The organism is Luteimonas sp. YGD11-2, from assembly GCF_004118975.1.
Classification (GTDB): Bacteria; Pseudomonadota; Gammaproteobacteria; order Xanthomonadales; family Xanthomonadaceae; genus Luteimonas; species Luteimonas muca.
On sequence record NZ_CP035376.1, the window covers coordinates 2988620 to 3014962 of the forward strand.

The 26343-nt window shown below is 70.6% G+C and carries 21 protein-coding genes and 1 pseudogene; 10 read left to right on the forward strand and 12 right to left on the reverse strand.

Going from position 1 to position 26343, the window contains the following annotated elements; genetic code table 11:
• The first annotated feature begins 667 nt into the window (after positions 1-667).
• From ERL55_RS13785 to zupT, 7 genes are all read left to right on the forward strand, one after another.
• Positions 668-1096, forward strand: a complete 429-nt coding sequence (locus ERL55_RS13785; RefSeq protein WP_129136931.1) for a hypothetical protein — start codon at positions 668-670, stop codon at positions 1094-1096.
• Between the two features lie 203 nt (positions 1097-1299).
• Positions 1300-2085 carry a hypothetical protein gene (locus ERL55_RS13790; RefSeq protein ID WP_129136932.1) on the forward strand — a complete coding sequence of 262 codons (786 nt, stop codon included), beginning with the start codon at positions 1300-1302 and terminating at the stop codon, positions 2083-2085.
• A gap of 156 nt (positions 2086-2241) precedes the next feature.
• Complete coding sequence (locus ERL55_RS13795) at positions 2242-2562, forward strand: hypothetical protein (RefSeq protein WP_206733327.1); 321 nt, start codon at positions 2242-2244, stop codon at positions 2560-2562.
• Positions 2563-2659: 97 nt separating this feature from the next.
• A complete protein-coding gene (locus ERL55_RS13800) occupies positions 2660-4570 on the forward strand; it encodes a copper resistance system multicopper oxidase (RefSeq protein WP_129136934.1) in 1911 nt (636 codons plus the stop codon).
• Positions 4567-4932 (forward strand): hypothetical protein, encoded by a 366-nt coding sequence (locus ERL55_RS15215; protein WP_241685784.1) that lies wholly within the window; start codon positions 4567-4569, stop codon positions 4930-4932. Before ERL55_RS13800 ends, ERL55_RS15215 begins: the two co-directional genes overlap by 4 nt.
• A 63-nt stretch (positions 4933-4995) precedes the next feature.
• Positions 4996-5520 carry a copper resistance protein B gene (locus tag ERL55_RS15220; protein WP_241685785.1) on the forward strand — a complete coding sequence of 175 codons (525 nt, stop codon included), beginning with the start codon at positions 4996-4998 and terminating at the stop codon, positions 5518-5520.
• Positions 5521-5791: 271 nt separating this feature from the next.
• On the forward strand, positions 5792-6613 hold the full coding sequence (gene zupT, locus ERL55_RS13810) for a zinc transporter ZupT (RefSeq protein WP_129136935.1): 822 nt from the start codon (positions 5792-5794) through the stop codon (positions 6611-6613).
• A 67-nt stretch (positions 6614-6680) separates the two neighbouring features.
• Here zupT and rpoH read toward each other — a convergent pair whose 3' ends face one another.
• From rpoH to rhlB, 6 genes and pseudogenes are all read right to left on the reverse strand, one after another.
• Positions 6681-7559, reverse strand: coding sequence for an RNA polymerase sigma factor RpoH (rpoH, locus tag ERL55_RS13815; RefSeq protein ID WP_129136936.1), 879 nt, complete (start codon positions 7557-7559; stop codon positions 6681-6683).
• Between the two features lie 182 nt (positions 7560-7741).
• Positions 7742-8500 (reverse strand): uracil-DNA glycosylase, encoded by a 759-nt coding sequence (gene ung / locus ERL55_RS13820; protein ID WP_129137363.1) that lies wholly within the window; start codon positions 8498-8500, stop codon positions 7742-7744.
• Positions 8501-8522: 22 nt separating this feature from the next.
• Positions 8523-9401: a response regulator gene (locus ERL55_RS13825; RefSeq protein WP_129136937.1), complete on the reverse strand. Its 879-nt coding sequence runs from the start codon at positions 9399-9401 to the stop codon at positions 8523-8525.
• Position 9402: 1 nt separating this feature from the next.
• The gene (gene ftsX, locus ERL55_RS13830; RefSeq protein WP_129136938.1) at positions 9403-10356 is read right to left on the reverse strand and encodes a permease-like cell division protein FtsX; all 954 of its coding nucleotides are present in this window, start codon (positions 10354-10356) and stop codon (positions 9403-9405) included.
• Complete coding sequence (gene ftsE / locus ERL55_RS13835; RefSeq protein WP_129136939.1) at positions 10349-11038, reverse strand: cell division ATP-binding protein FtsE; 690 nt, start codon at positions 11036-11038, stop codon at positions 10349-10351. Before ftsE ends, ftsX begins: the two co-directional genes overlap by 8 nt.
• A gap of 368 nt (positions 11039-11406) precedes the next feature.
• Positions 11407-13020, reverse strand: a pseudogene (rhlB, locus tag ERL55_RS13840) (ATP-dependent RNA helicase RhlB); the annotation flags it as partial.
• 243 nt (positions 13021-13263) lie between these two features.
• Here rhlB and trxA point away from each other — a divergent pair.
• Together trxA and rho are read left to right on the forward strand one after the other, a co-directional pair.
• Entirely contained in the window at positions 13264-13590 is a 327-nt protein-coding gene (gene trxA / locus ERL55_RS13845; protein ID WP_129136941.1) for a thioredoxin TrxA, read from the forward strand.
• Between the two features lie 182 nt (positions 13591-13772).
• A complete protein-coding gene (gene rho, locus ERL55_RS13850) occupies positions 13773-15545 on the forward strand; it encodes a transcription termination factor Rho (RefSeq protein ID WP_129136942.1) in 1773 nt (590 codons plus the stop codon).
• A gap of 85 nt (positions 15546-15630) precedes the next feature.
• Here rho and ERL55_RS13855 read toward each other — a convergent pair whose 3' ends face one another.
• From ERL55_RS13855 to ERL55_RS13880, 6 genes are all read right to left on the reverse strand, one after another.
• The gene (locus ERL55_RS13855) at positions 15631-16386 is read right to left on the reverse strand and encodes a hypothetical protein (RefSeq protein ID WP_129136943.1); all 756 of its coding nucleotides are present in this window, start codon (positions 16384-16386) and stop codon (positions 15631-15633) included.
• Between the two features lie 34 nt (positions 16387-16420).
• Positions 16421-17278: a hypothetical protein gene (locus ERL55_RS13860; RefSeq protein ID WP_129136944.1), complete on the reverse strand. Its 858-nt coding sequence runs from the start codon at positions 17276-17278 to the stop codon at positions 16421-16423.
• A gap of 147 nt (positions 17279-17425) precedes the next feature.
• The gene (locus tag ERL55_RS13865) at positions 17426-20689 is read right to left on the reverse strand and encodes an ankyrin repeat domain-containing protein (protein WP_129136945.1); all 3264 of its coding nucleotides are present in this window, start codon (positions 20687-20689) and stop codon (positions 17426-17428) included.
• Positions 20682-20954 carry a YcgL domain-containing protein gene (locus tag ERL55_RS13870; protein ID WP_129136946.1) on the reverse strand — a complete coding sequence of 91 codons (273 nt, stop codon included), beginning with the start codon at positions 20952-20954 and terminating at the stop codon, positions 20682-20684. Before ERL55_RS13870 ends, ERL55_RS13865 begins: the two co-directional genes overlap by 8 nt.
• 148 nt (positions 20955-21102) lie before the next feature.
• Positions 21103-22116, reverse strand: coding sequence for a cytochrome d ubiquinol oxidase subunit II (gene cydB / locus ERL55_RS13875; RefSeq protein ID WP_129136947.1), 1014 nt, complete (start codon positions 22114-22116; stop codon positions 21103-21105).
• Complete coding sequence (locus tag ERL55_RS13880) at positions 22116-23546, reverse strand: cytochrome ubiquinol oxidase subunit I (protein ID WP_129136948.1); 1431 nt, start codon at positions 23544-23546, stop codon at positions 22116-22118. The genes cydB and ERL55_RS13880 overlap by 1 nt, the downstream gene beginning before the upstream one ends.
• Before the next feature lie 381 nt (positions 23547-23927).
• Here ERL55_RS13880 and ERL55_RS13885 point away from each other — a divergent pair, with 381 nt between their 5' ends.
• On the forward strand, positions 23928-26309 hold the full coding sequence (locus ERL55_RS13885) for a S9 family peptidase (protein ID WP_129136949.1): 2382 nt from the start codon (positions 23928-23930) through the stop codon (positions 26307-26309).
• Positions 26310-26343 lie beyond the last annotated feature (34 nt).

Here is a 26343-nt window from a genome sequence, read left to right on the forward strand (position 1 = left end):
GAGTCCGCGTCCAGCTACCACGGCCGGCCGCCGGCCATCCATGGCCGGCTGGGAGCACACCCCCCGGTGCACGCGACGCGCCCGGGCATCCGCCGGCTCCGGCACGGAAATCAACAGCGGTTGTGCCGGCGTTGCCTGCTGACATACCCGCGTCGTGCGTTCGGCAGTTCCGGCATGAGGTCGGCAGGCGCGATACGGCCTCAACGCCGCCAGCGGCGCCATGGCGGCAGCGACGGTAAAGGCGGCAGGCCGGAAGCCCCCGGCACGTCGGTCTGACGCGCTTCGCCGTTGATCTCTTCCGGAAACGCGACGACGTTTCGGGGCACGCCGCGGACGCAGGGGGATGTCCAGAGCCGGCCATGGATGGCCGGCGGCCGGATGTGGGAGCAGGACGCGGAGATATCCGGCTGGGCATCCCCCTGTGGCCGCGGCGGGCCACCCGCGCCCCACCCGGCCCGTGCTCCGGCTCGGGCTCTGGCTTGGCTCGGCTTCCCAGCTTCCCAGCTTCCCAGCTTCCCGGCTCCGTGCTCCGTGCTCCGGGCTTCCGGCTCTAGGGCTTCCCGCGCAAAGCTCCGCGCCCCGAAGGCCGCGGCGTGCCGCCCGAAATCACACGCCGGCGCCTCTCGAAGGGGAGAATCACCCCCCAGCGCTCACCGCAGGCAACCCCATGTTCGGCTTCCTGAAACGCAGAAAGATCCGCAGGTTCGACCTCGCCGCCATCGGCGACAACTGGCTGGTGCGGCCGCTCGTGCACGACGGTATCGCCGGCACCCTGCACGTCCGCCAATTGCCGGCCGGCGTGCGTCGCGCCGACTTCCCGGTGGTCGCGCTGGCCTGGGTCGAGCGCGCGGAGATCGCCGGTGAGCCTTCCGCGCTGCTGGAAACGGTGAAGACCGCGCTGGAGAAGGACCGCGCCTGCCTGACGGTGCTGGTCCACGAAACCCCGGACCGGGTGCTGTGGTACGCGTACGCGGCGCAATCCTCCACGCTCGACGCCACGCTTGCGGCGCTCGACAACAAGGCCATCCGCTGGGGCGTCAACGACGACCCCGAATGGGTGGAGTACGACCATGCCAAGGGGCTCGTCGGCGCGTGATCGCTGCGGAGCGCGGCGCCCGCGCGTGACCGATCGGGCGCGGCAACTCGAATCGCCTGCGCGCACCCCGCGTCGGCCGGCCGCCGTCGCCGATGTACACGTTTTGTACATGCCGCGCGTGGATCGGCGGATAACCGCTCCAGCCCTAGCGTCGGCGCGTCGCCACCGTGGCGTCGCCGCAACCGTCGCTTCCCGGAGCCCCCATGCGCACCTCCCTGCTGCTTGTCCCGTTCGCTGCACTGCTTGCCACGTCCGCCCACGCCGCCGGCCCCGAGGCCGGTCGTTTCTCGCTGTCACTGACCGGTGGCGTGGATGTCCCGGTCGGCGGTGATGTCCACGATGGCGCCGTCGCGCCGGTGCCCGACCTCGGCCCGCTCAATCCCGCGCTCGCCGGGGTGGCGGCGGAACTGCGCATCGGCGCCCGCGACCATGAGCGCATCTACGGCCAGGCCACCACGATCGGCCTCGAACTGGGCTATGGCCTGAGCGACAGCGCCGAGGTGTTCGGGTCCATTCGCAAGACGATGACCGAGGAGGGCTACGTGCAGGTGGGCGGCGCGTTCGTCCCGGCGCTGGACACGGAGCTGCCGGTGTACGGCACGTTCGGCGACTACGAGGCGCTCGCGGCGGAGGTCGGCTACCGCCACTACTTCGGCACCGTCGGCTTCGCGCGGCCGTTCGTGGGTGCGCGCATCGGTGCGACCCGCACCAACGGCATCCGCGCCACCTTCGACATCCCCGACGCCGGCATCACCATCGCCGGTGCGCCGTTCTACGAGACGGGCTGGTCGGCGACCGGCGGACTCGACCTCGGCGTGGTCATGCCGGTCTCCGACACCTTCAGCGTGACCCTGGCCAGCGGCGTGCGCTATGTCGGCGACCTCAAGGACGACGACAGCGCCATCGGCGGCCTCGGCCTCGCCAGCATCAACGACACCGGCAGCCGCGTCTCGGTACCGGTCACGCTGTCGGCGCGCTGGGACTTCTGATCTGCGTGACCCCAGGCCCATGGCGGTGAAGCCGTCGCGGGCGGGCCGGCGGCGGACAGCTGCGGTATCCTGCCGCCGCCGTCGGCCCTCCGTGTATCCATGCCCTGCTGTTCCGCCTGCTGCTGTACGCTGCTGCTCAACGGCATCGGCTCGGCCATGGCATCGGTCCATGTGCAGCTGGAGGCCCTTGCCAGCGACGTGGTGACTGCACCGGCCGCCGAGGGTCATGACTGCGGGCATCCGGTTGCCGCCCTTGCGGACACCCCACACGCAGCGCCCGAGCCGGAGCGCGCACCCGGCGTCACCGACTGCATGAAACTGTGCATGGACCTGAGCCTGCAGCCGGTGCAGGTGCTTTCCGCATTGCCAGCGCTGCCGCCGGCGACCCGGACCGTGGCCGCGCCGGTGAAACGCGTCGCCCCAGGGCTCGCATCCACGCCGCGCCTGCCACCGCTGCGACCGCCCATCGGGGCATGACATCACGGTCGCCTGCGACCGCACCGCGCGCCCTGTGCAGCCGCACCGTGGCGTGACCCGATGTCATCACGGCACGCCCGCGTGCCCGGAGCCTTCGATGCACCACCATTCTTCCGGCCTGCCGTCATGGCAGGCGCCGCTGTCGCGCCGTCGCTTCGTGCAGGGCCTGGCGCTGGGCGGTCTTGGGCTCGGCACCGCCGGCCTGCGTCTGCCCGCGCACGCGTCCGCCGACGCACGCACCGGGCCGCAAGTGCTTGCCGGCAACAGTTTCGACCTGTCGATCGGCAGCACGCCCGTCAACTTCACCGGCCGCACGCGACCGGCCATCACCGTCAACGGCAGCCTGCCGGCGCCGATCCTGCGCTGGCGCCAGGGCGACACCGTGACGCTGCGGGTGGCCAACCGGCTACGGGACGCGATGACCTCGATCCACTGGCACGGGATCATCCTGCCGGCCAACATGGACGGCGTGCCCGGCCTGAGCTTCGACGGCATCGCGCCCGGCGAGAGCTGGCTCTACCGCTTCACGCTCGGCCAGTCCGGCAGCTACTGGTACCACAGCCATTCGCTGTTCCAGGAACAGGCCGGCCTGTACGGCGCGATCATCGTCGACCCGGCCGAGCCGCTGCCCTACCGCTGGGACCGCGAGCACGTGGTGCTGCTGTCGGACTGGACCGATCTCGATCCCGGCCGGCTGTTCCGCCGCCTGAAGATCGACTCCGCCTACGACAACCGCCACCAGCCCACCGTCGGCGAGCTCGTCCGCGACGTGCGCACCCATGGCTGGGCCGCCGCGCTCGCCGACCGCCGTGACTGGGCGCGCATGCGGATGACGCCGACCGACCTCTCCGACGTCGACGCCAACACCTACACCTACCTGATGAACGGCGCGACGCCGGCATCGAACTGGACCGGGCTGTTCCGCAGCGGCGAGAAGGTGCTGCTGCGCTTCATCAATGCCGGCGCGATGACCTATTTCGACGTGCGCATTCCGGGGCTGAAGATGACCGTGGTGGCGGCCGACGGCCTGCCGGTGCATCCGGTGACGGTGGACGAGTTCCGCATCGCCGCCGCGGAGACCTTCGACGTCATCGTCGAACCGTCCGGCCAGGATGCCTACACGATCTTCGCCCAGGACATGGGCCGCACCGGCTTCGCCCGCGGCACGCTCGCCGTGCGGCCCGGCCTGGAAGCGCCGCTGCCGCCGATCGACCCGCGCCCCCGGCTGACGATGGCCGACATGGGCCATGGCGACCACGCCATGCACGGGGCGGCGCCGGCCAACGCCGCACACGGCACGCATGCCGGGCACGGCGATGCCCACGCAGGCCCGGCGGCACACGGCGCGCCTCCTGCGCAGACAGGACATGGCAGTGGTCATGCGCCTGTCGCCGGGCACGCTGCGCATGCCGGGCACGAGCCAGAGGCCTCCGCCCACCCCGGCCGCGACGCCCATGCGCACGCCGGACACGGCGGCATGCAGGCGCATCCTGCCAGCGAGGCAGGCAACCCGCTGGTCGACATGCAGACGATGTCGCCGACGCCACGCCTCGACGACCCCGGCATCGGCCTGCGCGACAACGGCCGTCGCGTGCTGGCCTATGCGGACCTCGCCAGCATTGCCGGCGACGAGGACGGCCGCGACCCCGGGCGCGAGGTGGAGCTGCACCTCACCGGCCACATGGAGAAGTTCTCCTGGTCATTCGACGGCATCCCGTTCGCGGGCGCCGAGCCGCTGCGGCTCAACTACGGCGAGCGGGTGCGCATCGTGCTGGTCAACGACACGATGATGACCCACCCCATCCCCATGCACGGCGTGTGGAGTGATCTCGAGGACGCCGACGGCGACTTCATGGTGCGCAAGCACACCGTGGACATGCCGCCCGGCACGCGCCGCGCTTTCCGCGTACGTGCCGACGCACTCGGCCGATGGGCGTTCCACTGCCATCTGCTCTATCACATGGAGGCCGGGATGATGCGCGAGGTCCGCATCGAGGAGACCGCATGAGCAGGCGCCACGCAATCGCGATCGCCGCGCTGGCCGCCATCAGCTGCGGCGCGACGGCGCACGCACAGCACGGCGACCATGCACAGCAGCACGGGCAGGACCACGGGCACCGGAATGACGGCGGCAGCACCGGGACAGGCCATGGCCAGCACCAGGCGGCCCACGACGCGCACCACCAGGGCCCCTCGTGCACTCCGGAACACGCGGCGATGGGCCACTGCACGCTGTCCACCCGTGCGCCACGCACGCCCGTGCCGGAGCCGACCGATGCCGATCGCGCGGCCGCGTTTCCCGTCCTTGCTCACCATTCGATGGAGCACCCGTCGCCGGTGACGTGGCAGCTCGAGATCGATCGCCTGTAGGCCCGGGATGCCGATCCGGGCACCGGCCAGCTGTGGGAGGCCGAGGCGTCGGTCGGCGGTGATGTGCACGGCCTGTTGCTGAAGAGCGAGGGCAGCCGCAGCGGCGGGCGGACCGACAGCGCCGAGCTCGAACTGCTGTATGGCCGCGCCGTGACGCCATGGTGGGATGTGCTGGCCGGGGTGTGCCACGAGACCCGGCCCGGGTCGCGCAGCTGGGCGGCGCTCGGCGTCGAAGGCACCGCACCGGGGATGATCGACGTCACCGCGATGGCCTACGTCGGCAGCGGCGGCCAGCTGCAACTCAAGCTGGAGGCGGGGTACGACCTGCGCTTCAGCGACCGGCTGATCCTGCAGCCGCTGCTGGAGGCCACCGCCTCGCTCGAGGACGAGCCCGACCACGGCACCGGCAGCGGCCTCAACGGCATCGAGGCCGGGTTGCGCCTGCGCTACGAGATCACTCCACGGTTCGCGCCCTATGTCGGCATCGCGCATGAGCGCCTGTTCGGCGGCACCGCGGACCTTGCGCGCACGGCCGGGGAGCCGGCCCGCGACACCCACGTGGTCGCGGGCGTGCGCGGATGGTGGTGAGGGCATCACGTGCTGTGGCGGGGGTCCTGGAGTGGGCGCATCCCCGACGGCCGACAACGCCCCGCGAAGCCCGCCACCTCCGCCCCACCGTGGTGGCGCCGCCCGGGCGCCGGCTCGAAGCTGCGTGGCGAGGGGGCGGCGTCAGCCGGATCCGCCGGCACGGACATGCCGCAAGGCTGGCTGCGCCTGTCGCCAAGCAGCCGGCCGCTGACTACGATTGCAGCGCAGTCGTGCGCACTCCCGCGCCCGCTGACACGGGAACGCGCAGCGCATGCTCGACATCCAGCTGTCCAACATCCTGATCGCGCTCGCGGTCACCACCGGCGCCGGCCTCGCCACCGGCATCGGCGGCCTGCTGGTGTTCACGACCAGGGCGCCGAACGCACGGCTGCTGGCCTTCGGGCTCGCCTTCGCCGGCGGCGCGATGGTGTTCGTGTCGCTGTCGGAAATCCTGAACAAGTCGATCCAGTCGTTCTCGCTCGCCTATGGCGACAACCTCGGCTTCACCTGCGCGATCCTCGCGTTCCTGGCCGGCCTGCTGCTCATCGTCGGGATCGACCACCTGGTGCCCAACCCGCACGAGAGCCTGGAAGCCGACGACCCGTTCTTCCGCGAACACAACCGCGAATACATCAAGCGCGTCGGCCTGCTGACCGCGATCGCGATCACCGCGCACAACTTCCCGGAGGGCCTGGCCACCTTCTTCGCCACCGTCGGCGATCCGGCCGTCGGCCTGCCGCTGGCGCTGGCGATCGCGATCCACAACATCCCCGAGGGCATCGCCATCGCGGTGCCGGTGTACTACGCCACCAACAACAAGTCGCTGGCGTTCCTCGCCTCGCTGCTGTCGGGCATGGCGGAGCCGATCGGCGCGATCCTGGGCTACGTGCTGCTGGCGCCGGTGATGTCGGAGGCGGTGTTCGGCGGCGTGTTCGGGGTGATCGCCGGCATCATGGTGTTCCTCGCGCTCGACGAACTGCTCCCCGCCGCCAAGCGCTACGCCAAGGGCCACGAGACCGTGTACGGGCTGGTGGCGGGCATGTCGGCGCTGGCACTGAGCCTGGTGCTGTTCAAGTGGGGCACGTCCCCTTAACCCACGCGACCGGCACCAACGAAAAAGGCCCGGATCGCTCCGGGCCTTCTGGCAGCCACCGCGCGGCTCAGGCCGCGAACAGCGCCTTCATCTTCTTCAGCGCGTTGGCTTCCACCTGGCGGATCCGCTCGGCCGACACGCCGTACTCGTCGGCCAGCTCCTGCAGGGTGATCCTGGCATCCGGATCCAGCCAGCGGCGCCTGATGATGTCGCGCGAACGCGCATCCAGCCCGGCCAGGCCCTCGCGCAGCAGGGCGAGCTGGTTGTCCTCGCTGTCGGCGCGCTCGTAGGCCTGCGCGGGATCGGCGTCGTGCGCCATCAGATACCCGGCCGGTGCCGGCGGCGCGCGCTCGTCATCCTCGTCGGCGCTGGCATCGAAGCCGATATCGCGCCCGGACAGCCGCGACTCCATCTCCAGCACCTCGCGCTCGGAGACGTTGAGGTCCTTGGCAACCGCGCTCACTTCGGCCGCGTTCAACCAGCCCAGGCGCTTCTTGCTCCGGCGCAGGTTGAAGAACAGCTTGCGCTGCGCCTTGGTGGTGGCGACCTTGACGATGCGCCAGTTCTTGAGGATGTACTCGTGCATCTCGGCACGGATCCAGTGCACCGCGAACGACACCAGGCGCACGCCGACCGCGGGGTCGAAACGCTTCACCGCCTTCATCAGGCCGATGTTGCCTTCCTGGATCAGGTCGCCCAGCGGCAGCCCGTAGCCGTTGTAGCCACGCGCCACGTGCACCACGAAACGCAGGTGCGAATGCACCAGCTCGCGGGCGGCGTCGAGATCCTCGTTCTCGCGGTAACGGCGTGCCAGCGCCTGCTCGTCCTCGACCGACAGCACCGGGATCTGGTGTACGGCATTGACGTAGGCGTCCAGCGAACCGAGCGCACTGGGGACGGGGAGATTGTTGGCAACCAAGGCGTTGGCAGTCATCGTCTGGCTCATGGACCTCATGTTAGCAGTCGGGCTATTGGACTGCCGGGTACAGGAAAAGTTCCTCTGTTCCGCCGGTGGAACGGCGTTATCGAGCCAACAAAGGGTGTTCCGGAAGCACAGGACGGTAACGGATCCACCTTCAACAGGACGTGGACAGCGGGCAATCCCGCCCGCAACCGTGCAGGCGGCAGTCAGCCGGGGACGACGGCATCCAGCTGGGCCCGCGGCGGCAGGCGCCAGTCGATCGCGCCCAGCCCGCGGCGGCGCAGGTAGTCGTTGGCGGCGGAGAAATGCCCGCAGCCGTTGAACCCGCGGTGGGCCGACAGCGGCGAGGGGTGGGTGCTGCGCAGCACCTTGTGCCTGCGCGGGTCGATCACCCGCCCCTTGGCCTGGGCGTAGCTGCCCCACAGCATGAACACCAGGCCGTCGCGCTCGCGGTTGAGGGTTTCCACCACGTGGTCGGTGAAGCCTTCCCAGCCGCGTCCCTGGTGTGCGCCGGCCTTGCCATGCTCGACCGTCAGCACCGCGTTGAGCAGCAGCACCCCACGCTGCGCCCAGGGCAGCAGATAGCCATGGTCGGGGCGTGGCAGGCCGAGGTCGCGCTCGAGTTCCTTGAACATGTTGAGCAGCGACGGCGGCACCGGCACCCCGGGCGGCACCGAGAACGCCAACCCATGGGACTGCCCGGGGCCGTGGTAGGGATCCTGGCCGAGGACCACCACCTTGACGTCATCGAAGGGCGTGGCCTCGAAGGCGGCGAAGATCCGCGGGCCGGGCGGGTAGATTGCCGCGCCCGCCGCCCTGCGTTCGCGCAGGAACGCCGACAGCGCCTGCATGTCCTCGCGCAGCAGGTAGTCGCCGATGCGGGCTTTCCAGGACGGGTGCAGACGGATCCGCGAATCCGCGTCACTGTGGGGCGCCCCCGCGGCCTGCGTCGGGAGGTCGTCCACCGATGCGTTGCGTGTCACCGCCTCAGCCCGCGGTGGGCGCCGGCGCCCCGCGTCCCTGCGGCCCTGCCCCGCCCAGCCGGGCCAGCCGCAGCTGAAACAGCGCCTTGGTGACCAGCAGCCGTTCCTCGATCGGCTTGAGCACCAGGTCGTTGGCGCCGTCGCGAAGCAGCGCCATCTGGTTGACCCGGTTGTCGTCACCGGTCATCACCAGCACCGGCAGCCGCCGCTTGCCGTAGCCGAGCTCGCCGCGCACGGCCTGCAGCAGGTCGCGGCCGCTGAGTTCGCCCTTCAGGTAGACGTCGGTCAGCAGCAGGTCGGCGCCGGGCGCATCGGCGCTGTCGCGGCGCTCACGCAACCACTCGATGGCTTCCTCGGCGCTGATCAGGTGGATCACCTCCATGCCGTGCGACTGCAGCATGCGCCGGGTCGCCAGCGCGACGGTGCGGCTGTCCTCGACATAGAGCACGCGGGCCCCGGGGATCGCCTGCGGCATCACGTAGCCGCGCACGAACGTCGCCAGCGCCTGGTGGCCTTCGCCCTTGTCGAAGTAGTCGGTGACGTCCTCGGTGAAGCGGCGGCGCTCCAGGTGCGCCTGCGCCTCGGCCGAGACCACGATCACCGGCACGTATTTCTGCCCGGCGGTCTCGCGCACCGCGCGTGCCAGTTGCTGGCCATCGCCATCGGGCAGCACCAGCGAGGTGGTGACGAGGTCCACCGGCGCCGCGGCCAGCGCCTCGCGCGCCTCGGACAGGCCGGCGCAGGCAACCACCTCGACGTTGGGCACCTCCTGCCGCAGCACGTCGCCGATCAGCCGCCGCACCAGCTTCGAGCCGTCGACCACCATGATTCGCGGGGTGTCGCTCACCAGATGACGCAGGTCGGGGGCAGCGGGATGGCTCATCTCAGGCATCCGTGGGTCGGGTCTGTCGCAGATAGTGGCCGGTCACCACGCCGGCACCGAGCCAGCCCAGCAGCGCGGCACCCGCGACCACCGCCAGCGACTGCGCGATGCCGAAACCCCGCAGGGCGAAGCCGCTGCCGTAACCGGCCACGAGTTCCGCCAGCGGCGCCTGCAGCGCGAGGCCGGCCAGGGCCAGCAGGCCGAGCGCCAGCGCGCCGGCCGCCAGGCCGTACCACGCGCCCTGGTACAGGAACGGCCGACGGATGAAACCGTCGGTGGCACCCAGCAGCTGCAGCACGCCGATCTCGTCGCGCCGCGACTGGATGTCCAGACGCACGGTATTGCCCACTACCAGCAGCGCGCCGATGCCCAACAGCGCCGCCAGCACCCAGGCCACGCGCGCGGCGAAGCGCATCCACGCATCCAGCCGCTGGCGCCAGGCGGCGTCGTGCACCACCAGCTCCGCTTCGGGCAAGGCACCCAGCGCTGCGGCAAGCGCTGCATCGTCGCGTGCCGGTACCACCACCAGCACCGCCGGCAGCGGATTCGCGTCGAGGCCGCCCAGGCCATCGATGGCATCGCCAAGGCCGCCACGGCTGCGCAGTTCCTCCAGGCCCTGCTCGGGCGTGCGCAGTTCCACTGTGGCGACGTCGGCACGTGCGGCGATCTCGCGCTCGAGTGCCTGCGTGCGTTCGGTGCTGGTGTCCATCGCCAGGAACACACTGATTTCCTGCGACTGCTGCACGCTGCCCGACAGCCGCCCGACGTTGTCGAGCACCAGCAGCAGCCCCAGCGGCAGCGCCAGCGCCACCGCCATCACGCCGATGGTCAGCGCGGTCGCCCAGGGCCTGCGCAGCAGGCGTCCGAGGCCCGACACCACGCTGTAGGCATGGTGGTCGATCCAGGTGCCGAAGCCGGATTGCGACTGCACCGGCTTCGCCGCCGGCTCACTCATCGGCGAGTTCCTCGGGCTTGATGTCATCCACCAGCCGCCCCTGGTCGAGCACCAGCACGCGCTTGCGCATGCGCCGCACCAGTGCGAGGTCGTGGCTTGCCACCAGCACGCTGGTGCCCCGCGCGGGCAGGGTCTCGAACAGCGTCATGATCTCCGCCGACAGGGTGGGATCGAGATTGCCGGTGGGTTCGTCGGCCACCAGCAGTCGCGGCTCGCCGACGATCGCGCGGGCGATGCCGACGCGCTGCTGCTCGCCCGCCGACAGTTGCGTGGGCAGCGCGCGCTCGCGCTCGCCCAGGCCCAGTCGCTCCAGTGCGCTGCGCACGCGCCTGGCGATATCCGGCCGCCGCAGGCCGCGCAGGATCAGCGGCAATGCCACGTTCTCGGCAACGGTACGGTCGGCCAGCAGGCGATGGTCCTGGAACACCACGCCGACATCGCGACGGTGCATCGCCACCTTGCGGCCACGCACGCGCAACAGGTTGCGCTCGCCGAACAGCACCGCGCCGCGGCTGGGCCGCTCGGCCAGGTGTACGAGTTTCAGCAGCGTGCTCTTGCCGGCACCGGAATGCCCGGTGACGAACAGCATCTCGCCCTCGCCGACATCGAAGCTGACGTCCGCCAGTGCGACGTGCCCGCCCGAATACTGCTTGCTGACGTTGTCGAATCGAAGGACGCCCATAGCGATCGATTATGCCTGCAACACCTGTGCACGTCCGTGGTGCCCGGGCACCGGGCCGCAAACGAAGACGGCCCGGACATGCCGGGCCGTCGTGCCGTGCGTGGAGTCGCTCAGCGCGCGTCGGCGGAACCGCCGACCAGGCGCTTGAGGCCGCGGCCGATCCGCGACAGCAGGGACGGCGCCGGCTGCTGGGCGGCGGTAGCAGCTGCCGGACGCGGAGCCGCGGGCGCTGCCGTGTTGTCGCGGGGTGCACGCGGGGTGGCGGACGACGCTGCGCTGTCACGCGGTGCGCGCGGCCCACGCGCACTCCCGCCCTCCGGACCACCCTGGCGCGGTGGCCGCGGAGCGCGCGGCGCGGCCGTTCCGGCCTCGCCCGATGCGGCACCCGCTGCCTGCGGCGGCGCGCCGGCGGCATCACCGTCCTTGCGCGGGCCACGACGGCGACGACGCTTGCGCGCCGGCGACGCGGCATCACCGCCATTCGCCGGTGCGCCCTCGGCCCCCGGTGCGGCGGCAACCGGGGTGCTCACGGCGCCGTTGCTGCCAGCTGCCGAAGCGGCGTCTGGAGCAGCCGCGATGCTGGCGTCCTCGCTGCTGCGCGGCCGGCGGCGCTCGCCCGGCCCGCCTTCGCCCGACGACGCGCGACCACCGCTGCGACGGCCGGCACCCGGGCCACCCGCACCACCCTTGCGCGGGCCACCGCGGCGGGCGTCGTCCGCCGCACGCTGCTCGCGTGCTTCGCGGAAGATCTCGCCGATGCTTTCGCCTTCTTCCGCCTGCAGCTCGACGCCTTCGCGCGGCTTGCGCGGCAGCGCGGTCAGCAGCTCGGTGGTGACCGGCTCCAGCGGCAGCTTCTGTTCGATATAGGCCTCGATGTCGGGCAGCGACATCGCATAGCGCTCGCAGGCGAAGCTGATGGCGTCACCTTCGGCACCCAGGCGCGCGGTGCGGCCGATGCGGTGCACGTAGTCCTCGGCATCGAACGGCAGGTCGTAGTTGTAGACGTGGCTGACGCCATCGATGTGCAGGCCGCGCGCGGCGACGTCGGTGGCCACCAGGATCTCGAGCTGGCCGGCCTGGAACTTCTTCAGCAGCGACTCGCGCTTCTTCTGCGGCACGTCACCCGAGAGCACGCCGACGCGGTAGCCGGCCTTCTCCAGCGAACGGGCCACGCGCTCGACGAAGGCCTTGGTGTTGACGAACACCATCGTGCGCGCGCCCTCGCTGCGCGACAGCAGGCCCAGCAGCAGCGGGATCTTTTCCTCGTCCGACGGGTAGTACACCTTCTGGCGCACCTTCGCCGCGGTGATGAACTCGCTTTCGACGACGATCTTCTCGGGCTCGTTCATGTGTTCGTAGGCGAGCTCGAGCACGCGGTGCGACAGCGTCGCCGAGAACAGCAGCGTCTGCCGTTCGGTGCGGATCGGCATGCGCCTGAGCAGGAAACGGATGTCCTTGATGAAGCCGAGGTCGAACATGCGGTCGGCCTCGTCGAGCACGCACATCTCGCAGGCATGCAGGCTGACAACCTTGTGCTGCTTGACGTAGTCGATCAGGCGGCCCGGCGTGGCGATGATGACGTCGGCGCCGTCCTGCAGCTGCTGGCGCTGCTTGTCGTAGTCCACGCCGCCATAGACCAGGGCGAACTTCAGGCCCAGGTCGAGCTTCATCGCATCCTTGTGGATCTGGATGGCGAGTTCGCGGGTCGGCGCCAGGATCAGCGCACGCGGATCCTCGGGCTTGCGGTCGGCCAGCGCCGGGCGCTTGAGCAGGCGGTCGATCACCGCGACCAGGAAGGCCAGCGTCTTGCCGGTGCCGGTCTGCGCCTGGCCGGCGACATCGCGGCCGTTGAGCGCGAGCGGCAGGGTCAGCGCCTGGATCGGGGTGCAGCGGAGGAATCCGGCGGCCTCAAGGCCGGCCAGGAGCTGCGGATGCAGGTCGAATTCCGAAAAGGTGATGTCGGTTAGAGGCTTGTCGCTCATGCGTTGGGAGTGCTCGATATGGCCGGGCTCGCCGGTGGCTTGCGGCGGGATTGCGCTTGCGCGGGGGAGACCCGCGTCGCAGACTGCCGGCCGGAGGAAGGGCGCCGTTGTGGGCCCTGGACGGTCGGGCCTCGATCAGGCCTTGACAGCCGGCCTTGGTTTTTGGCCGGAAGCGCCCAAGTCTAGCATCCATGCGGGTTGCGCGGCCGCGCCGCCTGCCCCCCATCCTTTCAGGAGAATCCAGTGAGCGACAAGGTCATCCATGCCGGCGATGCCGATTTCGAAACCACCGTGCTGCAGTCCGACGCGCCTGTGCTGGTCGACTTCTGGGCGCCGTGGTGCGGTCCGTGCCGGATGATCGCCCCGGCGCTCGACGAGCTGGCCGAGACGTATGCCGGCCGCGCCAAGGTGGTGAAGGTCGACATCGACCAGCACCAGGCGACCGCGCTGAAGTACCACGTGCGCTCGATCCCGATGCTGCTGCTGTTCAAGGATGGCCAGGTGCAGGCCACCCAGATCGGCGCGGTGGGCAAGGCCCAGCTCGCGCAGATGATCGACAAGGCACTCTGATCCACCGCATGGCGCCCGCCGGGCGCCATTGCCGCGGCCCGCGCGGCCGCTTGCCGCCGAACGATGGCGGTGCTAGTTTTGACCGATCCGGCGTGGAGTACCGCGCCGCACCCTTCTGAAGGTTCCCCTTCCATCCCTCGCCCGCATCCAAGCGGGCGCTCGCAGCAGCGAGGAATTCGCACTTGTCCGATAACACCCCCGACGCCGGCCAGACCGGCGAATCAGGCGACACCGCCGAAAAGCGCGTGCGCAAGCCGCGTGCCCCGCGTGCACCCCGTGCCGCCAAGGCCGATGCCGACACCCCCGTGCAGCAGGCGCTGCCGGTGGACGCACCCGCGCCATCCGCACCCGCGCCTTCGGCTCCGGCTGCGCCCGCGGCGACGCCTTCCGAATCCTCCGCGCCCGCGCACGCTGCCCAGTCCAACGACGGCAATGGTGGGAATGGCGGGAATGGCGGCGACGGTGGCGGGCGTGACCACGACGGCCAGGACAATCGCGGCCACGGGCAGCAGGGCCAAGGCCAGAACCAAGGCCAGAACCAGGGCCAGGGCAACAACCGCCGCGATCGCTTCCGCAACCGCCGCGACCGCCAGCGCGACCGCTTCCGCGACGACGGGCTGCCGCAGGAAAGCGGCAACGAACAGCAGCAGGCCCACCGCCTGCCGCCGCCGAACATCCCGGAAGGCTTCCCGCAGTACTCGCTGGGCGATCTCAAGCGGATGCCCGCGCACAAGCTGCTCGACATCGCCGAACAGCTCAACATCCACGAAGGCGTCGCCCGCGCCCGCAAGCAGGACGTCATCTTCGCCCTGCTGAAGGTGCTGACGCGTACCGGCGAAGGCGTGCAGGCCGACGGCGTGCTGGAGATCCTCCCGGACGGCTTCGGGTTCCTGCGCGGCGCCGAGGCGAGCTACCTGGCCGGCCCGGACGACACCTACATCTCGCCCAGCCAGATCCGCCGCTTCAACCTGCGCACCGGTGACCACCTGAGTGGCCGCATCCGCTGGCCCAAGGACGGCGAACGCTACTTCGCGCTCAACGTGGTGGACACCATCAACGGCGAGCCGCCGGAAGCCAGCAAGGGCAAGGTGCTGTTCGAGAACCTGACCCCGCTGTTCCCGCGCAAGCGCTTCAAGCTCGAGCGTGGCGACGGTTCCACCGAGGACATCACCGGCCGCATCCTCGACCTGATGGCCCCGCAGGGCAAGGGCCAGCGCGCGCTGATCGTCTCGCCGCCGAAGGCGGGCAAGACGATGATGATGCAGCAGATCGCCACCGCCATCACCACCAACCATCCCGAAGTGCACATGATCGTGCTGCTGGTGGACGAGCGTCCGGAAGAAGTGACCGAGATGCAGCGCACCGTGCGCGGCGAAGTGGTCTCCTCGACGTTCGACGAGCCGGCCGCGCGCCACGTGCAGGTCGCCGAGATGGTGATCGAGCGCGCCAAGCGCCTGGTCGAGCACAAGCGCGACGTGGTGATCCTGCTCGACTCGATCACCCGTCTGGCGCGTGCCTACAACAACGTCGTGCCGTCGTCGGGCAAGGTGCTCACCGGTGGCGTCGACGCCAATGCCCTGCACCGGCCGAAGCGTTTCTTCGGTGCCGCGCGCAACGTCGAGGAAGGCGGCTCGCTGACGATCATCGCCACCGCGCTGGTCGACACCGGCAGCGCGATGGACAAGGTGATCTACGAAGAGTTCAAGGGCACCGGCAACTCCGAGATCCACCTCGACCGCCGCATCACCGAGAAGCGCGTGTACCCGGCGATCAACGTCAACCAGTCGGGCACCCGCCGCGAGGACTACCTGATCGAGCCGGAGCTGCTGCAGAAGATCTGGATCCTGCGCAAGCTGCTGCACCCGATGGACGAGATCGCGGCGATGGAGTTCCTCCTGGACAAGATGAAGACCACCAAGTCCAACGACGAGTTCTTCTCCTCGATGAAGCGCTGATCCGGCAACGGAGGCGCTAAACGAAAAGCCCCGCATCCGCGGGGCTTTTCCGTTCTGTCCGTCGTGGCGCCGATCCGTGGTGCTGTTATCCGGCGTCCTCGCGCACCACGAACGGCGATTGCGCGGCGACGGCCTGGCCCGAAGGGCGCTCGGCCGCAAGGCACTCCGGCCGGTCCACCCAGGACCGCCGGGCCGCCTCCAGCATCTCGCGGGCGCGCGGCGTACCTGCCCTTGCCACGACCAGTTCGACCGGCGTGCTCACCGGCGTGCTGATCGGCCGGCCGTCCACCTGCTCGGGAAGCAGGCGCATGTCGCGCACCCAGTCGCGTGCCATGCGCTCGAACATTCCCTTGCCGCGCTGGGCCTTGTCATTGAACTCCACCCGGTCCAGTGCCGCCGACCCATCGGGCCTCGCGGTGTAGTGGATCGTCATCTCCGCGCCCAGGTCACGCCTGGCGGCTTCGATCGGGTAGCGTGGTGGCGCCGGATACGGCGTCCCGTCCGTCTGGCCCGGGCCATTGCCGCGGTATTCGGCTGCCATGACCATGGCATCGCCATCCGGCACCGCGCACACGCCCATCACCACGTAGGTGACGCCACCGTGCGCCCGGCCATCGATCATCGCTGGCTGGAATTCGAGTTCGCGCGTGCGCGCCTCGACGAAGTCACGCACCGCGTCCGGCAACGCCGACACCGCCTCGACGACAGCGGGCCTGCCGGCGTCGTCGACCGCGACCTTGACCATCGTGGTGAAGGCCACCGGTGTGTCGGCCTGCTGTGCAAGTGCGGGTGTAGCGGCCACCAGCGTGGCGCAACAGGCCAGCGCAAGCATCGTCTTCATGGGTGTTCCTCCTGGAACAGTCGCTGGGCGTGGCTCAGCCATCCAGCGGCGTGAGCAGGCGGAAACGTGACATTTCCGGTGTCAGGCTGTCGGCCAGCAGCAGATCGGGGCTGAAGGCCGGCGGCGTTGGCCTGGCCCAGTCGGGACGCGTGCGGGGACCGGGATGGTAGGACGCCCATTCGCCGTACCGGGGCCGGCGGTTGTTGCCGATGCGGAAATCAACCGGCACCCGCACCACCCAGTGATCGTGCGCCGCCTCCGGCCCTTCCGACGGCGGGATGAAGGTCCACCTGCGCGCGCCACTGATCGAGGCGCGGGCCAGGGCCTCGCGGATGGATTCCATGGCACGCGCGGTGCCGACCACCGTCAGGTTCACCTGTTCGGCCGCGACGTCCTCGACGCGGCCGTCGCGGCCGACCTTGACCAGCAGGTAGACCGTGCCCGTGCCGCCGGCAACCAGCACGTTGGAGGGATACTGCGGCGGACGCATGTTCTTTCTGCGCACGCTGCTCGCATCAGTGTCCGAATACGTTTCGCCGAAATGCGCGCTGCGGATGGCGACGTTCATGCTGCCATCGCCGGCCTGCGTTGCGACCAGGCGCAGGCTCATCTTCGCCTGTCCCGATGCGGGTGATCCGTCCACCAGCAGCGGCTCGAAGCGGAACGCGGGGACCGCGCGATCGACCAGCTCGAGCACGTAGTCGGGGAGTTTGTCCGGCTGGTCCACGATGTGCGAGGTGACCTCGCCCTGCGCGTCGATGTCGACGGTGCCGGTGACCACCATGCTGGCCTCGACTTCCTGGCGGGCCTCGCGTGCGGTCTGCGATTCGGCGCGGGTGGGCAGCGCCAGCAACGATGCCGCAAGCAAAGCGGCGGCGACGATTCGGAACATGATGGCTTCCTGCGCGGTCCGGGACAGCGAGGATGCAACGCCGGTGCCGATGTCGCAACCGCTGGCAGGTGCCGGGCGCGGGGTGCGTCTCCGCATCCTGACCGCACGGCACGAGCCCTGGGCAGGTGCTGCGGGTTCCGGCGCCGATCAGCCCTGGTCGCGCAGGAACCTCGCCATCGACACGTCGCCGCCGGCCTGGTGGCTCGGCGCAAGCTCGGCGGCGACGTCGACGAAGCCGCGCATGATCGCGACGTCGCGCGGCACCCGGTTGAGCGCGTCGCGCAGGCCGGGGTCGGCACCGGCCCGCAGCAGGCGGCGTGCCAGCTGCAGCAGGCCGTGCAGCGCGGTGAGATGCAGCGGGCCGAAGCCGCGCGGGTCCTGCGCGTCCAGCGAAGCGCCCTCGTCGAGCAGGTGGTCGAGCACCGCGGCAACCACGTTCTCGTCGCAGGCGGTGCCGGGCTCGGCACGTGCGCCCAGCAGCAGCAGCAGCGGCGTGACCCCGCCGGCGGCCACGGCGTCGATCTCGGCGCCGCCGTACAGCAGGGTGTCGAACAGCGCGACCAGGCGCGGGCGGTCGCGCGCGGTGAAACCGTAGAGGGCTGCGCAATGCAACGCGGTCAGGCCCTGGGCGTCGGTGGCGTGGATGTCGGCACCGGCCTTGATCAGGCGCCCGCACAGGTCCGGCAGCCCGAGCGCGGCGGCGAGCATCAGTACGGTCACCTCGCCGGGCAGGCGCTGCTGGTGACCGGCACCGGCTTCGAGCAGACGATCGACGATGTCGAGCTCGCGCATGCTGACCGCGGCCGACAGCGGCGTCGCACCGCTGTGTGCAGCCAGCGCCGGATCGGCACCGCGCGCAAGCAGCAGGTCGACGACCGCGCGATGGCCGCCGCCGCTGGCACGCAGCAGCGCGCTGCAGCCCTGCGCATCGATGGTGTCCACAGCGAAGCCGAGGTCGAGCAGGCGGCGCACCGCATCGGCATCGCCGGCCATCGCCGCACCGGGCAGGTCCGCCGGCTGCAGTGCGCGGCGGGGCAGTGCCCAGCCACGCCAGTCGAGCCAGTCGGCGAGGTCGCGGCGGCCGCCGGCCAGCGCCACGCCCAGCGGCGTCTGCCCGTCGGCTGCGCGCATGCCTGGGCTCGCACCCGCCCGCACCAGCGCCTTCAGCGCCGCCTCGCGGCCGAGGGCCGCGGCCAGGTGCAGCGCGGTCATGCCACGGCCATCGCGGGCATCGAGGTCGACGCCGATCGCGACCAGACGTTCGAGCAGTTGGTGCCAGCCCAGCCGCACCGCCAGTGACAGCGGCGGATCACCTTCGGGCGAGGCCGCGAACGGATCGGCACCGCGCTCCAGCAGTTCCAGCGCGAGGTGCTCCAGCGCGCGCGCGGCATGGTCGCCGTGGGCGCAGGCGGCAAGGAAGCGCGCCAGCCCGCCGGCGCCCGCCGGCGACACGTTGTGGCGCAGCATCGCCTGGAGGGCTTCCAGGGCTTCCGGGCCCTGCGCGAGCAGGCGGAAGATCGCGCTGTCGGCATCGCCCGTGCGTACGTCCGGATCTGCGCCGTGGGCCATCAGCCAGTCGATGCGGGCAGGCGTCACCGGCACCTCGTCGTCCTCGAGCAGGCTGCCGAGTTCGCGGGCGTCCACCAGCCCCAGCAGTGCGTCGAGGCGATCGGTGCGCGCTTCGCGCAGCGCGTCACGCAGCAAGGCCAGCGGCGCGCGGTCGGGCACCTCCGCATCGGCGCCGTCCGGAAGCACGCTGGCAGGCAGCGCATAGCCGGGGTCCAGCAGCGCCACCAGCGACCAGCGGCCCGCGGCCGCGGCGTGATCGAGCGGCGTGCGGCCGCCGGCGTCCGCCTGGTGCGGATCGAGCCCGAGTTCGACCAGGCGGCGCACCAGGCTGGCCGAGGGCGGATCGGCAAGCGCGGCCAATGCCAGCGCGCCCTGCCCCTGCGCATCGACCGCGCCGACGCTTGCGCCGGCAGCCAGCAGTGCCTCGAAAGTGGCAAGCCGCCCGCCACGCGCGGCCTCGAGCAGCGGCGTGCGCGAACTGGAGTCGGCCGGATCCGCCGCGGCACCGGCATCGAGCAGTGCGGCGACGACGTCGACATGGCCGGCGAACGCGGCCTCGTGCAGCGCGGTGCGTCCGCGCGCGTCGCGCGCATCCACCCTGGCCTTGTGGCGCAGCAGCAGCTGCACGCCGGCGGCATCGTCCTCGTCGCCACCGGCCGCGGCCAGGAGCGCCGGGGTGGCATCGGCAGGATGGGTGGCGGCGCCGCGCTCGAGCAGGAACTTCGCCAGACGCCAGTTGCCGGCGGCGCAGGCGATGCCGAGCGGGGTCAGGCCTTCGTCGTTGCGCGCATCCAGTTCCGCGGCGGCATCACGCAGCAAGGCGGCGACGCCGGGATCGGTGCTGCGCGCGGCATGGTGCAGCGGGGTGTTGCCCTCGTGGTCGCGCGCACGCGGATCGGCGCCGTTGGCCAGCAGCGTCATTACCGCTTCCGGTCGCCCGTGCCAGCTGTCGCGGGTGGCGGCCAGCAGCGGCGTCATGCCGGCGGTGGCGTCGTTGAGGTCCACGCCGCGGGCGATCAACGCGCGCAGCAGTCGCAGGTCCGGCAGCACCGCGGCCAGCACCACCAGCGCCCGCTGGTCGCGCCCACCGGCGGGCGGCGGCGCCATCGGATCCGCGCCGTGTTCGAGCAGTTCCAGCGCGCGGTCGACACGACCGGCGCGCGCGGCGGCATACAGCGCGGCATCGGGGTCACCTTCGACGACAGGCTCGACCACCTTCGGCATTTCGATATCGACGACGGGCAGCGGCAGGCGGGCGGCCGGTGCCAGCGCCTGCAGGCCGCGATGCGCAAGCCCGCTCCACACGGCGGCGAGCGCGGCCAGCCCCCAGCGCGCACCGCCATCGACCAGGCCCGGCCATGCCAGCACCACCGCCAGCGCGGCGATGCCCCCCGCGCCCAGCGCCAGCCACAGGCCGCGCAGCGCGCCGGCATCCTGTTCCGACAACGCCTGCCAGTGCGCGGACATGCTGCCACCTTGGCGTTCGAGCGCATGCCAGAACGGCCACGTCCGCCACAGCGCGATCAGCAGCAGACCACCACTGGCGCTCAGGCCCAGCGCGGCGCCCAGCGAGCCGCTCTGCCGCAGCGCCGACAGCGGCCACGCCACCAGCACCGCGGTGGTCACCAGCAGGCCGCCCCATGCCAGCAGCAGCGGCATGGACTGGGCCGGCAATGCACGGTCCAGGCGGGCGCCGCGTGCGGCCAGCGCGAACACCGGCTGCGCCAGCCACAGCCCGAGCGCCGCCAGCCACGGCGCAATGCCGGCCAGCAATACCAGCCCGGCACCCAGCGCATACAGCGCAATGCGATCGCGCCCGGCGGCGGGGCCCGGCTCAGGCATCGGTGCCCCAGTCCGCGGTCAACGGATCGGCGGCAGCCGACGGCGGCATCTGCAGGTGGAAGCGGTGCGCGGCGAGGTTGGCACGCACGGTCGCGATGTCCTCGCGTGCCAGCCGGCGCTCCGCGGTGAGCTCCACGTCGAGCACGAAGCGGAACGGCCCGAGCCGGTCCAGCAGGACCGCGGGCAGTACGGAGAAGTCGTCGCGCACGGCAAGGTAGACATAGGTGTCGTCCTTGCGCTGGCTCTTGTAGACGTAGGCGTGCATGGCCCGGAATACGGCTTGATGCACGCGATTGTGCGGGAAACGGGCTGTACAAGGAACCGCGGCGCGAACCGCGCGCACGGCATCACCGTAGCGGCGGCGACCGTCGTCGCACCTCCGTGCGAAGCGGATCCATCCTGCGCCGGAGGCGTCAGTGGTAGCCGGAATCCGAGCCGATCTTGCCGCGGAACACGTAGTACGACCACCCGGTGTAGCCGAGGATCAGCGGCAGCAGCACCACCAGCCCGACCAGCAGGAAGCCCTGCGACGAGGTGGGCGACGACGCCTCCCAGATCGACAGCGTCGGCGGCACGATGTTGGGCCACATGCCCAGCACCAGCCCCACGAAACCGAGGAAGAAGAAGCACAGGGTCAGCAGGAACGGCGTCGCGTCACGGCCCTCGCGCATCGCCGCGCGCCACAGCAGCACCGCATTCGCCAGCACCAGCAACGGCACCGGCGACAGCCACAGGAAGTTGTTGCCTTCGAACCAGCGCTCCATGACCTGCGACTCCAGGAACGGCAGCCACGCGCTCACCAGCCCCATGAACGCCGCCACCACCAGCACCAGTGGCCGGGTCAGCGTGCGCGCGATCTGCTGCAGCCGGCCCTCGGTCTTGAGGATCAGCCAGGTGCTGCCCAGCAGTGCATAGCCGAACACCACCGCCATGCCCGTCAGCATCGAGAACGGGCTGAACCAGCCGAGTGCGCCGCCGACGTAGCGGCCTTCCTGCAACGGCATGCCTTCGACCAGCGCACCGAGGATCACCCCCTGCGCGAACGTCGCCAACAGCGAGCCCACCGCGAAGGCCCCGCCCCAGAAGCGACGCGCCCGCCTGGCCTTGAAGCGGAACTCGAAGGCGACGCCGCGGAAGATCAGCGCGATGAGCATCAGCAGCACCGGCAGGTAGAGGGCCGACAACACCAGCGCATACGCCGCGGGGAAGGCGGCCAGCAGGGCCACGCCGCCCAGCACCAGCCAGGTCTCGTTGCCATCCCAGATCGGCGCGGCGGTGTTCATCATCTGATCGAGCTGGTGGCCGTCATCGGCGAACGGCGCGAGGATGCCCAGGCCGAGCACGAAGCCGTCGAGCAGCACGTACATCAGTACGCCGAAGCCGATCACTCCGAACCAGATCACCGGCAGCACGGTTTCCATGTCCATCAGCTCGCCCTCCCGCCCGGTTCGGGGGGCGACACATCGCCCTCGTCGGCACCGTCGGCGGCCGACAGCGGACGCCTCGGCGTGCGGTCCCCGTCTTCGGTCTCGGGCGCCGGCTCGAAGGGCATCGGGCCGCGACGCAGCAGCTTGTAGATGTAGCCGCCGCCCGCGCCGAACACGATCGCGTAGGCCAGCACGAACGCGCTCAGCGAGATCACCACGCTCGACACCTCCAGGTCGCTGACCGCGTCCTCGGTCCGCAGCAGGCCCTGCACCACCCACGGCTGGCGGCCGATCTCGACCACGAACCAGCCGGCAAGCACGGCGATGAAGCCGCTCGGTGCCATCAGCCGCCAGCCGTTCAACAGCCACGGCGTGTCGTACAGGCGCCCGCGCCGCCAGGCCCACAGCGAAAGCACGCTCAGCGCCAGCATGAGCAGCCCGATGCCCACCATCACCCGGAACGCGAAGAACACCGGCGCCACCGGCGGGCGATCCTCCGCCGGCACCGCCGTCAGCGGCTCGATCTCGCCATCCAGGCTGTGGGTGAGGATCACGCTGCCCAGGCGCGGGATCGCCACTTCGAAATTGTTGCGCTCGTTCGCCTCGTCGGGCACGCCGAAGACGACCAGCGGCACGCCGGCCCCGGGCTCACCGTGGTGCCAGTGGCCTTCCATGGCGGCGAGCTTGGTCGGCTGGTACTCGGAGGTGGCCAGGCCATGGAAATCGCCGACCACGATCTGCAGGGGCACGGTGATCGCGGCGAACGCGACCGCCAGCCTGAGCATCCGCCGCCCGGCTTCGATGTGGTCGCCGCGCCGCAGGTACCACGCACCCGCACCACCGATGACGAAGCACGTGGTGATGAAGGCGGCGAGCACCATGTGCGCCAGCCTGAACGGGAACGAGGGATTGAAGATGATCTGCCACCAGCTGACCGGGTGGAACATGTCGCCGACCATCTCGAAACCGGCGGGCGTGTGCAGCCAGCTGTTGGCCGAGAGGATCCAGAAGGTCGAGATCAGCGTGCCCAGCGCGACCATGCAGGTGGAGAAGAAATGCAGCTTCTCCGGCACCTTGCGCCAGCCGAACAGCATCACGCCCAGGAACGACGCTTCCAGGAAGAACGCCGTCAGCACTTCGTAGGCGAGCAGCGGCCCGAGGATGTGGCCGGCGCGTTCCGACAGCACCGACCAGTTGGTGCCGAACTGGAAGCTCATGACGATGCCCGACACCACGCCCATGCCGAACGAGATCGCGAAGATCTTCATCCAGAAGAAGTACATGTCGCGCCAGATCGTGTCGCGCGTGCGCAGCCAGCGCCATTGCAGGAACGCAAGCCAGGACGACAGGCCGACCGTGAACGCCGGGAACAGCACGTGGAACGAGATCACGAACCCGAACTGGATCCGCGAAAGCAGCAGTGCGTCCACCGTCACCTCGAAGCTGAACGGTGCTGCAGACTAGGGCGGAGCATGTGAGGCCGGCGTAGGCCGACCAGCGGGGTCGGAAAACCGGCGCCACGATGTGACGCACCACGTCAGTCTACGTGTCCTGACTTGGGAACCTCGGCAGAACGCGACCTGCTGCGTCATCGACTGTGACGGAGTTCGCATACTTTCAGCATCGATTCACGTACGGTGCACGCACAGGATGATCCGGATGCTTCCGGCGAACAGGGACGTGCAGACGGGGACGCGAAAGCGTCCCCGTCCTTTTTCCGGCCCCGGCACTGCCACCCGTGACCTGTGGCCCGCCCGTCCGCCGCACCCCGGCTGGTACCCTGCGGCGGTTTTTGCCCTTCCGGACTCCGCATGATCCGCCTGCTTCCGCTCGTCCTTTTCCTGGGCGCCTTCGCGCCTGCCCTCGCCCAGCCCGCCCAGCCGCTGACCCTGCACCAGGTGATGGCCGATCCGGACTGGATCGGCCCGCCGGTCGAACAGGCATGGTGGTCGTGGGACGGCCGGCGCGCCTTCTACACGCTCAAGCGCCCGGACAGCATCGTGCGCGACACCTGGGTGGTGCCGGTGGACGGTGGCGAGGGCGGCGAACGCGTCGACGGCCCGGCGCGGGCGGATATCGATGGCATGCAGGCCGCCTACGACCGCGGCCGCACGCGCATGGCCTACGTGCGCAATGGCGACGTGTTCGTGCGCGACCTGCGCAACGGCGCGCTGACCCAGCTCGGCCGCGGTGACGAGCGCGCGGCCTCACCGATGTGGGGCGACGACGGCGCGCTGGTATGGCGCGTCGGCAACGACCGCTGGTTCCGCTGGGATCCGCGCGAGGATGTCACCACCGCGATCGTGCTGCGCACCGAGGAGGATCCGGCTGCGGCGCCGAAGGAGGACGGCCTGCGCGAGCTGCAGCTGCGTCTGGTCGACACCCTGCGCGTGGAGCGCGAGCGCCGCGATGCCCAGCGCGAGCAGGATGCCGACTGGCGCCGTGCCGACCCCACCCGCGCGCCTGCGCCGATCCATCTTGGCCGCGACGTCACCATCGCCGCCAGTGCGCTGTCGCCCGATGGTCGCTACGTGCTGGTCGCCACCGAACCCAAGTCCGCCGACAAGGGCCAGGGCGGGCGCATGCCGAAGTACGTGACCGAATCGGGTTACGAGGAATTCGAGGACGTGCGCACCCGCGTCGGCCGCAACGACCCGGTCGCGCAGACGCTGTGGATGGTCGAGGTCGCCACCGGACAGGCGCAGAAGCTCGCGCTCGACGCGCTGCCCGGGATCGACCGCGATCCGCTTGCGGACCTGCGCCGCAGCGCCGGCCAGGAGCCGCTGAACGGCGTGCGCGCGGTGCGGCTGGAAGGCCAGGGCCCCGACGTGCTGCGCTGGGCGGGCGACAGCCGCCAGGCCGCGCTGATGCTGCATTCGGTCGACAACAAGGACCGCTGGCTGGTCACCGTGGACGCAGGCGCCACGTCGCCACGACTGCGTCACCGCCTCACCGACGAGGCATGGATCAACTGGAGCTTCAACGAGTTCGGCTGGATGCCGGACAACCGCACCCTGTGGTACCTGTCCGAGCACAGCGGGTACTCGCACCTCTACACCAGCGATGGCGGCACCACCCGCGCGCTGACCTCCGGGCGCTGGGAGGCCTCGGCGCCGGTGCTGGCCGCCGACGGCAGCACCTTCCTGTTCGTGTGCAACCGCGCCCGGCCGGGCGACTACGAGGTCTGCCAGGTCCCGGCCACCGGCGGCGAGGTGCGCGAAGTGACCGCGCTCGACGGCGTCGAGGATTTCCGCGAATCGCCGGACGGCCGCCGCCTGCTGGTGCGCCATTCCTCGAGCTACGTGCCGCCGCAGCTGGCGGTGATCGGCGTCGACGGCGCCGGCTACCGCCAGCTCACCGATACCCGCACCGCCGAATTCCGCGGCTTCGACTGGCTGGAGCCGGAAACCGTGCAGGTGCCGTCGAAGCACGGTGCCGGCACGATCTGGGGCAAGTACTACGGGCCGGCGACGATGGAGCCGGGCCGCGAGTATCCGATCGTGCTGTTCGTGCACGGCGCCGGCTACCTGCAGAACGTCAGCGACCGCTATCCGAACTACTTCCGCGAGCAGATGTTCCACAACATGCTGGTGCAGCAGGGCTACATCGTGCTGGACCTCGATTTCCGCGCATCGGAGGGTTACGGCCGCGACTGGCGCACGGCGATCTACCGGCAGATGGGCCACCCGGAACTCGAGGACTATCTGGACGGCATCGACTGGCTGGTCGACACCCGCCAGGGCGACCGCGACCGCGTCGGCATCTACGGCGGCAGCTACGGCGGCTTCATGGCCTTCATGGCGCTGATGCGCGAGCCGGGCGTGTTCAAGGCGGGTGCCGCGCTCCGCCCGGTCACCGACTGGACCCAGTACAACCACGCCTACACCGCCAACATCCTCAACACCCCGGCGATCGATCCCGAGGCCTACAGGGTGTCCTCGCCGATGGAGTACGCCGACCGCCTGCAGGACCACCTGCTGATCGCGCACGGCATGATCGACGACAACGTGTTCTACCGGGACTCGGTGATGATGGCGCAGCGGCTCATCGAGCTGCGCAAGGACAAGTGGGAGCTGGCGAGCTACCCGATGGAGCGCCATGCCTACCAGCACGCGGCATCCTGGTACGACCAGTACCGGCGCATCCACGAGCTGTTCGAGCGGGCGCTGAAGACGACGGAAGACCGGAACTGATCTCCGGGCTCCGCTGACGCGCCTGTACCCGTCG